General features: G+C 67.1%; 13 protein-coding genes. 9 read left to right on the forward strand and 4 right to left on the reverse strand.

What is annotated here, in order from left to right:
- Positions 1-364: 364 nt before the first annotated feature.
- The 8 genes from rpmH to AW270_RS03440 all read left to right on the forward strand — a co-directional run bounded on the left by rpmH (position 365) and on the right by AW270_RS03440 (position 5,632).
- Positions 365-502: a 50S ribosomal protein L34 gene (gene rpmH, locus AW270_RS03405; protein WP_155339926.1), complete on the forward strand. Its 138-nt coding sequence runs from the start codon at positions 365-367 to the stop codon at positions 500-502.
- A gap of 68 nt (positions 503-570) precedes the next feature.
- Positions 571-927: a ribonuclease P protein component gene (gene rnpA / locus AW270_RS03410; RefSeq protein WP_061290519.1), complete on the forward strand. Its 357-nt coding sequence runs from the start codon at positions 571-573 to the stop codon at positions 925-927.
- A complete protein-coding gene (yidD, locus tag AW270_RS03415) occupies positions 924-1,202 on the forward strand; it encodes a membrane protein insertion efficiency factor YidD (RefSeq protein ID WP_061290521.1) in 279 nt (92 codons plus the stop codon). Before rnpA ends, yidD begins: the two co-directional genes overlap by 4 nt.
- Positions 1,203-1,206: 4 nt before the next feature.
- Positions 1,207-2,157: a membrane protein insertase YidC gene (gene yidC / locus AW270_RS03420; protein WP_061290523.1), complete on the forward strand. Its 951-nt coding sequence runs from the start codon at positions 1,207-1,209 to the stop codon at positions 2,155-2,157.
- 14 nt (positions 2,158-2,171) lie between these two features.
- Entirely contained in the window at positions 2,172-2,666 is a 495-nt protein-coding gene (locus AW270_RS03425) for a Jag family protein (protein ID WP_061290525.1), read from the forward strand.
- A gap of 179 nt (positions 2,667-2,845) precedes the next feature.
- The gene (gene rsmG / locus AW270_RS03430) at positions 2,846-3,523 is read left to right on the forward strand and encodes a 16S rRNA (guanine(527)-N(7))-methyltransferase RsmG (protein WP_061290527.1); all 678 of its coding nucleotides are present in this window, start codon (positions 2,846-2,848) and stop codon (positions 3,521-3,523) included.
- Positions 3,524-3,722: 199 nt separating this feature from the next.
- Positions 3,723-4,604 (forward strand): ParA family protein, encoded by an 882-nt coding sequence (locus AW270_RS03435; protein WP_061290529.1) that lies wholly within the window; start codon positions 3,723-3,725, stop codon positions 4,602-4,604.
- Between the two features lie 74 nt (positions 4,605-4,678).
- Positions 4,679-5,632, forward strand: coding sequence for a ParB/RepB/Spo0J family partition protein (locus AW270_RS03440; protein ID WP_061290531.1), 954 nt, complete (start codon positions 4,679-4,681; stop codon positions 5,630-5,632).
- 1,027 nt (positions 5,633-6,659) lie between these two features.
- Here the strand turns inward: AW270_RS03440 and AW270_RS03445 are convergent.
- The 4 genes from AW270_RS03445 to AW270_RS03460 form a co-directional block, all read right to left on the reverse strand.
- Positions 6,660-7,406, reverse strand: a complete 747-nt coding sequence (locus AW270_RS03445) for a dienelactone hydrolase family protein (RefSeq protein WP_245674552.1) — start codon at positions 7,404-7,406, stop codon at positions 6,660-6,662.
- Between the two features lie 727 nt (positions 7,407-8,133).
- The gene (locus AW270_RS03450) at positions 8,134-9,171 is read right to left on the reverse strand and encodes a threonine aldolase family protein (protein ID WP_275477743.1); all 1,038 of its coding nucleotides are present in this window, start codon (positions 9,169-9,171) and stop codon (positions 8,134-8,136) included.
- 538 nt (positions 9,172-9,709) lie between these two features.
- Positions 9,710-10,660 carry a D-alanine--D-alanine ligase family protein gene (locus AW270_RS03455; protein WP_061290535.1) on the reverse strand — a complete coding sequence of 317 codons (951 nt, stop codon included), beginning with the start codon at positions 10,658-10,660 and terminating at the stop codon, positions 9,710-9,712.
- A 59-nt stretch (positions 10,661-10,719) separates the two neighbouring features.
- Positions 10,720-12,063 (reverse strand): aminotransferase-like domain-containing protein, encoded by a 1,344-nt coding sequence (locus tag AW270_RS03460; RefSeq protein WP_082801272.1) that lies wholly within the window; start codon positions 12,061-12,063, stop codon positions 10,720-10,722.
- A gap of 252 nt (positions 12,064-12,315) precedes the next feature.
- Here AW270_RS03460 and AW270_RS03465 point away from each other — a divergent pair, with 252 nt between their 5' ends.
- Positions 12,316-12,846, forward strand: coding sequence for a GNAT family N-acetyltransferase (locus tag AW270_RS03465; protein WP_245674553.1), 531 nt, complete (start codon positions 12,316-12,318; stop codon positions 12,844-12,846).

Consider the following 12,846-nt stretch of genomic DNA (forward strand, 5'->3'; position numbering starts at 1 on the left):
CGGCCCCCGCTGTGAGTTTCCACAAATGATCCACAGGAGATCCACAGGTGCTCTGGGTGTGGAGGAAGGCCAGGACGCCTGACAGTAGCGGTGTGCGCGACCTGCGTTCAAGACGTTGTCCACAGCCTAGTGGCACTCGTTGCCCACAGGGTGTGGATGACCAAGGGGAGTGTGGATAACCTCACAGCCTGTGGAAAACCATGCGCCATTCGGGGCGTTCAGTTTGACCATTGGGGTGTGTGCCCCGTAACGTGACCCGGTCGGCTAATCTCGGGACGGCTCTTTCGCATGCCCAGTGCCCGGTGAGCCGTAAACTTTGGTCTAATCGCCCTAACGACAGGGCACTTCTAGCCTGGAGCCCATCGTGAGCAAGCGTACTTTCCAGCCGAACAACCGCCGTCGCGCGAAGACCCACGGCTTCCGGCTGCGCATGCGCACCCGCGCCGGCCGCGCCATCCTGGCCGCCCGCCGTCGCAAGGGCCGTCACGACCTCACCGTCTGACCGGCACCTCGTAGCAGCCCCGCCCGCCGTCAGCTCTGACGGCGGGCTACTTGTTAAGGAAGTATCCGGTGCTCCCGCCCGCTTCCCGCATGCGCCGAGGCGAGGAGTTCGCCGAGGCCATCCGGCGTGGGCGACGTGCCGGCAGGCCCTCCCTGGTCGTCCACTTCACGGCTTCGGAGGGCGACGAGACCCCGATCGTGGGGTTCGTCGTCAGCAAGGCCGTGGGCGACGCCGTCACCAGGAACAGGGTCAAACGGAGACTCAGACACCTGATGCGGGCACGTCTGCATCTCCTTCCGAGAGGTAGCCTGCTGGTGGTACGCGCCAATCCACCGGCTGCGTCCGCGCGCAGCGAGCTCCTGGCCGCCGATCTCGATGTCGCGCTCCAGCGACTGATGCGGCGGCCGCGGGATGGACGGTCATGACAACCGAGCAGCCCCAGCCGGTCACGCCGGTCTCGACGGCTGCCCGCGTATTGATCGTCCCGATCAGGTTCTACCGGGCGTTCATCAGTCCCCTCCTGGGGCCTCGATGCCGCTTCTTCCCCTCTTGCAGCGCGTACGGTGTCGAGGCGATCGCCGTGCACGGGGCGCTGCGCGGGGTGTGGTTGACCATCCGTCGCATCGGCCGATGCCATCCCTTCCACCCCGGCGGGTTCGATCCCGTGCCCCCTCGACCCCACGACAAGCAAGGGAGCTAGCTCGGTGGAGCTGTCCTGGCTGAACTGGCTTTATACGGCCATCGCCTGGGTGATCACCCATATTCACAACTTCTACAGTCTCGTCCTCAGCCCCGACAACGGGCTGAACTGGGCTCTGACGATCATCACACTGACCGTGCTGATGCGCGTCCTGATCTTCCCGCTCTTCCTGAAGCAGATGCGCTCCTCGAAGAAGATGCAGGAGCTCGCGCCCAAGGTCCAGGACCTGCGGAAGAAGTACAAGAACGACAAGCAGCGCATGAACCAGGAGGTCATGCGCGTCTACCAGGAGGCGGGCGCCAACCCCCTCGGTGGCTGTCTGCCGGTCGTCGCGCAGTTCCCGATCTTCATCTCGATGTTCACCGTGCTGAACGCGATGGCCCACGGCCAGCCCAAGTTCGGCATGACGCAGCAGCTCGTCGACAGCGCCCGCGCCGCCCACATCTTCGGCGCCCCGCTCCCCGCGACGTTCTTCACCAGCAGCGCCGACATCGAGGGCTACGGCGCCGACCCCGTCGTCGCCAAGATCGTCCTGGTCATCTTCGTCGCGATCTCGTCGCTGACGACGTTCCTGACCGTCCGGCAGAGCGTGACGCGCTCGATGGCGCAGATGCCGGACAACCCCATGGCGCAGCAGCAGAAGATCCTGATGTACATCTCGCCGCTGTTCGCCATCTTCTCGCTGAACTTCCCCCTGGGCCTGATCCTCTACTGGGTCACCACCAACGTGTGGACCCTCGGCCAGCAGCACTGGTTCTACAGCCGCAACCCGATGCCGCAGTTCGACGCCAAGGGCAACCTGATCCCGTTCGAGCCCAAGCCCGGCTTCTTCGCGCGCTTCCGCAAGACCCCTCCGCCGGCCGCCGAGCAGCCGGCCGAACCTGAGCCTAAGATCGTCCGTCAGCAGCCGACCCGGCAACCACGTAGCAAGCGGACCGGCAGCAAGAAGTCGTGAGAAGGAGTTCCCACGTGACCGAAGCCGAGGAGACCGTCAAGGCGGCTCCCAGCGTCGCCGCCTTGGAGGCCGAGGGCGAGATCGCCGCCGACTATGTCGAGGGACTTCTCGACATAGCCGACCTCGACGGCGACATCGACATGGATGTCGAGGGCGACCGAGCCCTCGTCTCCGTGATCGGGCTCAAGGGCGGCGATCTGGTCGGCCCCGGGGGTGAGGTCCTGGAGGCGCTCCAGGAGCTGACCCGCCTGGCCGTCCACCGGCAGACCGGCGAGCGCTCCCGGCTGATGCTCGACGTCGCCGGATATCGCGAGCGCCGCCGCGCGGAACTCACCAAAATCGGCATGGCCGCCGTCGACGACGTCAAGGCGTCGGGCGAGCCGAAGGCCCTCAAGCCGATGACGCCGTTCGAGCGCAAGGTCATCCACGACGCGGTCGCCACCGCCGGCCTGCGCAGCGAGTCAGAGGGGGAGGAGCCCCGGCGTTTCGTCGTGGTCCTGCCCGCCTGACACTCCAGCCTGTGGAAACCGCCGCCCCGTCCCGGGTCGGCGGTTTTCTTTGTCTGTACGGCTTACGCCTGCACTTTTGGCCGGCCGCGCACAGTTGTCCACAGGACACACACCGCTGTATCCACAGGTTTATCCACAGGCTTCCTGGCTGTCGTCCACCGCCCGATACCCTACGAGGGATGACCGAAGACATGAGCAACCAGCAGCCCCCCGAAGCCGCCCTCGCGGTCTTCGCGGGTGACGCCTTGGCCCAGGCGGAAACCTTCGCTTCCCTGCTGGCCGGGCCGGGGGTGGTGCGCGGGCTGCTCGGCCCAAGAGAGGTCCCCCGCATCTGGGATCGCCACCTGTTGAACTGTGCCGTGATCGCCGAGGTGGTGCCGCCGGAGGTGAAACTCGTCGACATCGGCTCGGGTGCGGGGCTGCCGGGCATCGTCCTGGCGATCGTCCGCCCCGATGTGACGGTGACCCTCCTCGAACCGCTGCTCCGGAGAACCGTCTTCCTGGAAGAGTGCGTCGAGACCCTCAAGCTCCCTAACGTCGAGGTGCTCCGCGGCCGGGCCGAGGAACTGAAGGGCAAACGGCAGTTCGACGTCGCGACGGCCCGCGCCGTCGCGCCTCTCGACCGCCTGCTCAGCTGGTCGCTCCCCCTTCTCCACGAGGGCGGAGAGCTGCTGGCGATGAAGGGTGAACGGGCCGCAGAGGAATTGGCGGGAGCCGAGGCCCAATTGTCGGCCCACGGGGCAAAGACGGCCGAGCTTGTCACGGTCGGGCGCGGTAAAGTCGACCCGCCTGCAACTCTTGTCCGCGTCATCGCCGGCGCCGGTTCACGAGCTGCACAGCGCCGACGTAAGAGGTAATCAGGTCGGGCCGGGAACGATCGAATCGACCCGGGCCGACCCGAGAGCTCGCGGCGACGCGACGAGGGCGGCCTGAAGGGGGTGGGGCCGCACTTCCGCTCCGAACCACCGGCTCAGGCCGGTCGAAAGGACGACCAAGGTGTCCCAGCCCCCACTAAGCCCCGGTGATTCCCCGCTGGTTCGAGAGGCACTGAGTTCTGTGGTTTCACGTGAAACAGCCGCGCCCGGCAAGCCGGCCGCCGACGGCCCCGTCGGATACTCCGCCCGCCGCGACGGAGACTGGCCGCGCCCGCCCAAGACCCGGGTGATCTGCGTGTGCAACCAGAAGGGCGGGGTGGGCAAGACGACGAGCGCCGTCAACTTGGCCGCGGCCCTCTCGATGCACGGGCAGCGGGTCCTCGTGGTCGACCTCGACCCGCAGGGCAACGCCTCGACGGCTTTGGCCACCGAACACCGGGCCGGGACGCCCTCCATTTATCAGGTCCTCGTGGAAGACCTCCCGCTGGAGTCGATCGTGACCGGCGTCCCGGACATGCCGGGCCTCTTCTGCGCCCCCGCCACGCTCGACCTGGCCGGCGCGGAGATCGAGCTGGTCCCCATGGTCGGCCGGGAGACCCGGCTGCGCCGCGCCTTCGCGGCCTACGAGTCGGCCGAGATGGACTACATCCTGATCGACTGCCCGCCGTCGCTCGGCCTGCTGACGGTCAACGCGCTGACGGCCGCCCAGGAGGTCCTGATCCCGATCCAGTGCGAGTACTACGCGCTGGAAGGCCTGACCCAGCTCCTCCAGAACGTCGAACTGGTCCGCGTCCACCTGAACCAGCCCCTGAACGTGTCGACGATCCTGCTGACCATGTACGACGGCCGCACCCGCCTGGCCTCCCAGGTCGCCGAGGAGGTCCGCTCCCACTTCGGCGCCACCGTGGTCGACGCGGTCATCCCCCGCAGCGTCCGCGTCTCGGAGGCCCCCAGCTACGGCCAGTCGGTCATGACCTACGACCCGGGTTCGAGCGGCGCGATGGCCTACATGGACGCGGCGCGAGAGATCGCCTATCGAGGTGCTGCGGTCGCGGAGGCGTGAACCGGTAGCCTTCTACAATCGCGCGGCGGTTGAGGAATCGACGCGGCGTTTCTTTGGTGCGGTAAGGAGCAAGGGTGAGTCAGCAGCGTCGGGGACTCGGCAAGGGCCTGGCCGCCCTCATCCCCAACGGCCCGGTCCACGAGCCGGGGGTCGTGCCGCCGCCCGCACCCCCCGGTGACCGGGATCTGGTGCCCGTGGCCGGGGCACACTTCCAAGAGATCCTGATCAGCCAAATCCTGCCCAACCCCCGCCAGCCCCGGGACATCTTCGACGACGACCGCATCAAGGAGCTGTCCGAATCGATCGTGGAGGTGGGCCTCCTCCAGCCGATCGTCGTCCGCGCCGCCGGCCGGGACAAGTTCGAGCTCATCATGGGCGAACGCCGCTGGAGGGCCAGCAAGCTGGCCGGCCTAGAGCGCATCCCCGCGATCGTCCGCACCACGAGCGACGACGAGATGCTCCGCGAGGCTCTCATTGAGAACCTCCAGCGAGAGCAGCTCAACGCCCTGGAAGAAGGCGCCGCATACCGCCAGCTCCTCGACGACTTCGGCGCCACCCACGAACAACTGGCCAAGAAGGTCGGCCGCTCCCGCTCCCACATCACCAACGTCCTCCGCCTCCTGAACCTCCCGGCGAACGTCCAGGTCCGCCTGGCGGCCGGGACGATCACGCCGGGACACGCGCGAGCACTGCTGGCCTTGGGCGACCCGGCTGCCCAGGAGCGGCTGGCCGACCGTATCGTGGCGGAGGGTATGACGGTCCGGACGGTCGAGGAGATCGTCTCCATGGGGGAGGCGACCGCGGGCCCCGCGCCTCGGAAGCCGAGGGTGAAGCAACCGACGGCACCGGCGCTGCGGACGTTGGCGGATCGGCTGTCGGATCACTTCGAGACCAAGGTGAAGGTCGATTTAGGGCGTCGGAAGGGACGGATCGTGGTGGAGTTCTCCACGATCGACGACCTTGAGCGCATCATCGGGACCATGGCGCCGGACGCGGCCAACCAGATGCGAGGGCTAGAAGGCGACTAGGTTTCACGTGAAACAGCTCCTCTGGGCTTTGGCCTAGGGGAGCTGTTTTGGTTTGCGGAGGGGTGTGGGGTGCGTCTTGGTGGCGTGCCGCCCTGCTGGGAGGGAACTGAGTTGCTTGGTTTCACGTGAAACAGCGCGTGGAAGGCGGGCACCTCAGCCACGAGCATTTGCTCGCTAAGCGATGGGTTCAACTGTTCCCCGGCTGCGACCCCTACACCCACAGCGCGGGATGACCGTGGGTAGGCCGCGCGTGCCTCCGTCGTGGAAGCCAGTGGTGTCGCCAAGAATTGTGCCGCTGAGCCTCTACGCCTCCAGATGCATGTGTCTCCCAAGCGCGTGTCCCGCCTAGTGTTCCGCTCAGTGTGTCGAGCCCAGAGGCGTCCACCCAGGCGTCCCACCCAGGCGTCTGTATCGGTCAGGGCGTCCGCTGAGCCCGTCTAGCCCAGCGCGTCCCGCTCAGTGTGTCGCCGAGTGCGTCCCGCTCATTGGGGCCCTCCAAGGCGATGGCATTGCTGACGGCTGAACCTCAAGTGATCAGTGGATCGAATCCCCACCGGACCCACGCAGGCGGTCTCACGGGTGGCGGTCTCGAGTGCCCGGGAGAGGTGCAATACCTGTTGTTCTGGCCCTCAGAGTAACGACCACGCAACTCCCGCGAGAGCGTGCATCTCCGACGGGGATGATCTGGTCGTGGACGTCGGTGGTGAGATCGTCCATGGGAGGGAGTGGATGTTGTCTGAGGCGCTGTTGGAGACGATGCCGCGTTGGCGACGGTGACGATGAGGCGGTGGTGTGGTCAGGGTGAGCCAGATCTTCGGGCATAAACGAATGGGCTTATGCCTGTGCCGATCCGTGCGTCTGCTGTCTTCGAGTGCTGGGTGCCCGTCGGCGGCGCCCTTCGGGTACACCACCGACGTGGAGAACTTCCCGGGATTCCCGACGGCATCATAGGAGCCGGGTGCTCCGGAGAAATGGGCCGCACACGCTGATCGGGCGCGGCGCCCGATCAGCGCGTCACGAGCGAAGGTCAGTTCAGATGTCTGGCGAAGAACCGCAGCGAACTGTCCATCTCGAACAGCGGGACCTCATGATGCCTACCCGGGTTGGCATGCAGCGTCTTCTCGGCTGAGCCGAAGCGATCGAAGAGCGCCAGACCGGCTGCCCGGGGAACCATCTCGTCGTCCCACTGCACGAGAAACTCCAACGGAACGGTGATCTGCTCGGCAGCCTCTGCAGCGTTCTCCGCTCCACTGAGCCCCAGCACCGCCGCCCTAACTCGAGGCTCGGCGGCGACGAACGGAACGCCAAGCGCACAACCCAGCGACACCCCCCAGTAGCCCACCGGTCCGGTCCCGATGTGGTCGAGCTCCTGAACCGCATCCAGAACCGCCCGCCACTCCGGGACGCTCTGGCCGGCGATGAGCGTGTGAAGCTCCGCGAGCACCGGAGTCGCGTCACCTCCGGTCTGGAACCGAGCCCGCATCTCAGCGATGAGCCGACTGTGTTCCTCGGATTGCGGCCGCCCGCCATGAGCCGGGGAGTCGACAGCCACGACGGCGAACCCGCCCTCGGCCACGAAACGCCGGGCACGTGCCTCAACGCCGGGAGCCTTCTTGTGCTGGCCGCCACCATGCCCGATGACGATGAGAGGACGAGTGCCCGTAGCGGCGTCCGGCGACCAGAGCACACCGGGGATGTCGTCGAAGCTGGAGGAGAGAGTGAAGGACTGCTCAGTGACGCCCTCGGAGGACGACTGAGAAATGAAGCGCAACATGCGCGGAGAGCCTTTCGAGATGCCTTATGCGGGCACTCCCCAGCCCACGAGCGGGAGGGAGCCCCGACCTGTCCCAGCGTTGATCGGTCTCACCTCCTCAGATCGCAGCAGCATCTAGCGCCGCCGAACCTACCACACCGACCCGCATCCCCCGCGAAGCCCTCAAGACAACGTCATCGAGCCAACGTCAGCAAAGCGAACAGCTCCGTTTCACGTGAAACATCGCGCCGACCGCTCAGGCAGAGCCTCGCTTATCCCCCAGCACGAATAACCACCCATTCTCCGCTCACCAACTTTGCGTTCCAGTTGGGGACAGCCACGCGCGTGTGCTTGACGCGGCAGTGTCTCAGCCGCCAATACTTCGACACATGGCTGCGCATGATCCCCTCGTCAGGAGACGGCGAGCTAGGTGTTCCCTCACTCAATCTGCCGCGAGTGCTTCGTAGAACGTCTCGTTCGACTTGACGATTCTTCGAGCACCAATCGTGGCCGCCTTCGGTCAGGTAACTGAGCGAGGGACGGATGTCGAGGTTCTGGCCACCCACGGTGGGTCTCTTCGGGAGTGCAAATCTGCCGCCACCCCCGCAACTAGAGGCCCTGTCAGATGGCTGAGCGCGTGGGTTACGGCTCCGGTAGACGTCGATGTTTGCGGTCGCCCTACGGCTCTGTGGAGAGCATGAAGAGGGGGCGGGCTGAGCAAAACGTCAGCCGGCCCCGTCTCGATGTTTCACGTGAAACTGAGTGCCTCGTGTGTCGCCGCGACCAACGCGTCGACGTCTTCTTCGGTCGTGTCGAACGACGTGACCCAACGCGCGACTCCCCCGGCCCTGTCCCAGATGCCGAAGGTGAACCTCTCCAGCAGATACGGAATCGCCTTCTCCGGCAGCACCGGGAACACCGCGTTCGACTGGACCTCGTACCGGAACTTCACCACCGAAGACACCCCGTCAGCCAGCCGGTGCGCCATCGCATTGGCATGCGCCGCGTTCCGTAGCCACAGGTCGCCGCGGAGCAAGGCGGTGATCTGAGGCGAGACGTACCGCATCTTCGACGCCAGCTGCATGCCCTGCTTCCGCAAGAACAGCGCTCCGGGCGCCAGTTCCGGCCGCAGGACGATCAACGCCTCCGCGCCGAGGGCGCCGTTCTTGGTCGCGCCGTAGCTGAGGACGTCCACGCCGCAGGCGGTGGTGATGTCGGCCAGGCCGCAGCCCAGTTCCGCGGCCGCGTTGGCGAGCCGAGCGCCGTCCATGTGGAGGAAGAGGCCGTTCTCGTGGACGACCTCCGCCAGCGCCGCGATCTCCTCCGGCGTGTAGACCGTCCCGCATTCGGTCACCTGGGAGATGGAGACCACCCGGGGCTGCGACAGGTGCTCGTTGCCGATCGCGCCCAGCTGGGCCAGGACGTCGGCCGGGCGGAGCTTCCCGTCGTCGGTCGGCACGGTGAGGAGCTTCGTGCCGAGCACCCGCTCGGCGGCGCCGGCCTCGTTGCCGTTGATGTGGGCGCTGGCCGGGCAGATCACCCCGTCGTACGCGCGGAGCATCAACCCCAGCCCCACCACGTTGGCGCCGGTCCCGTTGAACATGGCGTAGCCCTGCGCCTGCTCCCCGAAGACCTCCCGGACGGCGCTCTCCATGTCAGCCGTCCACGGGTCGCTGCCGTAGGGGAGCGTGTCACCGTCGTTGGCCGCCACGACCGCGGCCATCACCTCGGGATGAACACCCGCATGATTGTCGCTACCAAAACTTTTCGCATGAACCACCCGCACAGCCTAGGTGAGCTCGCACCGACCGATTGACGGGGCTGCCGTGATCGTCGAACAGCGTGTGTACTTCAGCACCGACGAACTCGACCCCGAGTCGATCAGGCGGCACCTCGGGATCGCGCCGAGCCGGACCGAGTTCAAGGAGTCGAGGAGGCCCGCCGGACAGGACAGCTCGTGCCGCCCCTCGGTGAGTGGGCTGTCGAGGCGGATTCTCCAGAAACCGTGTCCCTCGGCAATCAGAGGAAAGCCGTCATGACGCGTCCGAGGGCGCTTGGGGTCGCACCGTTGAACTGACCACGGTGGGTGTGAGGTCGCCCTTGTCATGTCCTGCGGGGTGGTACGAGCTGCCCTGTCGGAAGGTTCGCCTCGACTCATTGTCACGAGCCGGCAGCGGCTTTACGACACGGCAAAGGTCTGGGTCGCCGCACTAGATGTGTGCACCCCCGCCAACACCCGCGAACCACCACGATCTCTCACACCCTCGGTGAGAGCGCTTCAAGTTCAGGTCTCCGCGCTGAAACCGGCAAGGCAGAAGCCCTTCTCACCCTCGCCGCGCCGCGTTCTCCAGCAGCCCCCGGCACAACGCCCCCAGATCCCGCCCGGCAGCCTCAGCCGCCATCGGCAGCAGCGACGTCTCAGTCATCCCCGGCGCCACGTTCACCTCGAGGAACCACGGCTTGCCGTCGCCGTCGACGATGAGGTCGGTCCGGGACACGTCCCGCAGCCCCAGCGCCGAATGCGCCGCCACCGCCATCGCCTCGCAGGCGGCCATCGCCTCGTCCCCCAGCCGGGCGGGCGCGAAGAACTCGGTCCGGCCGGCGGTGTAGCGGGCCGCGTAATCGTAGGCACCGCCGTCGGGCACGATCTCCACGGGAGGCAGCGCCACCGGCCCGTCGCCCAGGTCGACCACGGACACCGCCACCTCCACGCCTTCGATGTAGGTCTCGATGAGCGCGGTGTCCCCGTACGCGAAACAGCCCACCATCGCGGCCGGCAGCTCCTCGGCCGACCGCACGATGGACGCGCCCAGCGCGGACCCACCCCGGGAAGGCTTCACGAAGAGCGGCAGCCCCAGGGAGTCGACGATCCGCGAAAGGACCGCCGAGGCCCCCAGGTCGTGGAAGGTCTCCTTGGGCAGCGCCACGGAGTCAGGGGTGTTCAGTCCCCACGACCGCACCACGGCCTTCGCCGTCGGCTTGTCGAAGGCCACCCGGCACGCGTCAGGCGCGGCCCCCACATAGGGCACACCGAGGAGCTCAAGCACGGAGCGGATCGCGCCGTCCTCCCCGGCCCCGCCGTGCAGGGTCACGAAGACCACCGTCGGACGGTCGGACAGGACGGTCGGAACCAGGGTGGAGTCGGTGTCGCGGGTCTCCACGTCGACGCCCTGGGCGCGCAGGACCTCGGCCACCCGGCGGCCGGACCGGATGGAGACCTCCCGCTCGTAGGACAGTCCCCCTGCCAGTACGAGCACGTGTCCGAGATCGCTCATAGCCCGGCCTTTCTCCGATTCCTGTACGGCTAGCCCGAACAGGCTAGCCGTACAGAGGATCAGGCGAGGTCCGGACCGGGTGTGTCCACGCCCGAGTGGCCCTCACGGGAGCGGGTGCCGAACATCTCGACGGTCCGGAGCTCCTCCTCGATGACGCCCGACAGACGGCGGACGCCTTCGCGGATGCGGTCGGGCTGCGGATAGCAGTAGGACAGCCGCATGTGGCGGGAGCCGGAGCCGTCGGCGTAGAAGCCCGTGCCGGGGACGAACGCCACGCGCTTGTCCACAGCCTGGGGAAGCATCGCCTTGGAGTTGAGGCCCTCGGGGAGGGTCATCCACACGAAGAATCCACCGGCCGGTTTGGTCCAGGTGCAGCCTTCGGGCATCTGCGTCTCCAGCGCGCCGAGCAGGGCGTCGCGCCGTTCCCGGTAGAGCTCGCGGAAGGTCTTGATCTGCTCCCGCCACGGCTGCGTCGCCAGGTACTGCCCGACGGCGAGCTGGGTGAAGGTCGAGTGGGACAGCACGGCCGACTCCATGGCCAGCACGAGCTTCTGCCGGATGGCGTGAGGGGCCAGCGCCCAGCCGACCCGGAAGCCGGGAGCGAGGGTCTTGGAGAACGATCCCAGGTAGACGACCCCGTCGGGGTCGTCGGCGCGCAGCGCCCGGAGCGGCTCGCCGTCGAAGCCGAGCAGACCGTAGGGGTTGTCCTCCACGACGAGGATGCCGGCCCGCTGGCAGATCTCCAGGACCTGCCGCCGCCGGACCAGGTTCAGGGTGACCCCGGCCGGGTTCTGGAAGGTCGGGATCGTATAGAGGAACTTGATGCGCTGGCCGGAGGCCTGCAGAGCGTAGATCGTCTGGGCCAGGGACTCGGGGACGAGGCCCTGGTCGTCCATGGCGATGTGGACGACCTTGGCCTGGTAGGCCGAGAACGTGCCGAGCGCGCCGACGTAAGAGGGACCCTCGGCGAGCACGATGTCGCCGGGGTCGACGAAGATGCGGGTGATCAGATCGAGCGCCTGCTGCGAGCCCACCGTGACGACCACGTCGTCGGCGCCCGCGTCGATGCCCTCCATGCGCATGACCTCGCAGATCTGCTCACGCAGTGCGGGGTCACCCTGGCCCGAGCCGTATTGCAGGGCTTCGGGGCCGCGGCGGTTCACGAGGTCGGCGACGAGTTCGCCGACCACATCCAGGGGGAGCGCCGTGACGTAGGGCATGCCGCCGGCCAGCGAGACCACTTCGGGACGCGAGGCGACGGCGAACAGAGCTCGGATCTCGGAGGCGACCATCCCGGTAGCTCGTGCGGCGTACCGATCGACGTAGGCATCGATGCGTGACCCGTGGGTCGCGGGTGTCCGACCGTGATCCGTCTCATTCGTCACGGTCCACCTCCGTTTCATAGGCGTTAATTAGAGGGTAAGGCAGGCGACTGAACAGTCCGCAATCGGTATCAGCATGAGAGAAGGGCCCCTGGGTGCGCGCCGAATTCCTGTTCGGACTGGGGGTACCGGCTACTATTCCAGCAAAACTGCCGGGACCAATGCCGGGAATAGGGGCGTCACGTGTCGCGTCGGCTGGCCAGCATCACGCTTGACAATCTTGATGACCTGCCGCGCAGGTGTCGTAATTGCGTGTTCTGGGAGCTTGACCCCATGGGGGGTGAGCGGGCCGCCCAGGCCGGGGATCCCGGCCTGGAGAAGGAGGCCTGGGTCTCCGCCACGCTGCTGGAATGGGGTTCCTGCGGCAAGATCGCGTATGTCGACGGGGTGGCCGCGGGTTTCGTGCTCTACGCGCCGCCCCTTTACGTACCGAGATCAGTGGCTTTTCCCACGTCACCGGTGAGTTCCGACGCGGTGCTGCTGATGACGGCCCACATCATTCCGGAGTTCTCCGGCGGCGGGCTCGGGCGCATGCTCGTGCAGGGCGTGGCGAAAGACCTGACCCGGCGGGGTGTACGCGCCATCGAGGCGTTCGGCGACCTGAAATGGGAGCAGCCGGGTGCGTGTGTGACGCCGGCCGACTATCTGCTGTCGGTGGGCTTCAAGACGGTCCGGCCGCACCTGCGCTTCCCCCGCCTGCGGCTGGAGCTCAAGACCGCCGTCTCGTGGCGTGAGGACGTCGAGGTGGCCCTGGAGCGGCTCCTCGGCTCCATGACGCCCGAACGAGCCCTCCGGCCCGTCTGA

This window comes from Herbidospora cretacea (assembly GCF_001570605.1).
GTDB lineage: Bacteria > Actinomycetota > Actinomycetes > Streptosporangiales > Streptosporangiaceae > Herbidospora > Herbidospora cretacea.

Excerpts from the sequence above, each read along its gene's own strand:
- yidD (WP_061290521.1), top strand. The coding sequence starts at position 924 with ATGACAACCGAGCAGCCCCAGCCGGTCACGCCGGTCTCGACGGCTGCC.
- rsmG (WP_061290527.1), top strand. The coding sequence starts at position 2,846 with ATGACCGAAGACATGAGCAACCAGCAGCCCCCCGAAGCCGCCCTCGCG.
- AW270_RS03445 (WP_245674552.1), bottom strand. The coding sequence starts at position 7,406 with ATGTTGCGCTTCATTTCTCAGTCGTCCTCCGAGGGCGTCACTGAGCAG.
- AW270_RS03455 (WP_061290535.1), bottom strand. The coding sequence starts at position 10,660 with ATGAGCGATCTCGGACACGTGCTCGTACTGGCAGGGGGACTGTCCTAC.
- AW270_RS03460 (WP_082801272.1), bottom strand. The coding sequence starts at position 12,063 with ATGAAACGGAGGTGGACCGTGACGAATGAGACGGATCACGGTCGGACA.
- AW270_RS03465 (WP_245674553.1), top strand. The coding sequence starts at position 12,316 with ATGGGGGGTGAGCGGGCCGCCCAGGCCGGGGATCCCGGCCTGGAGAAG.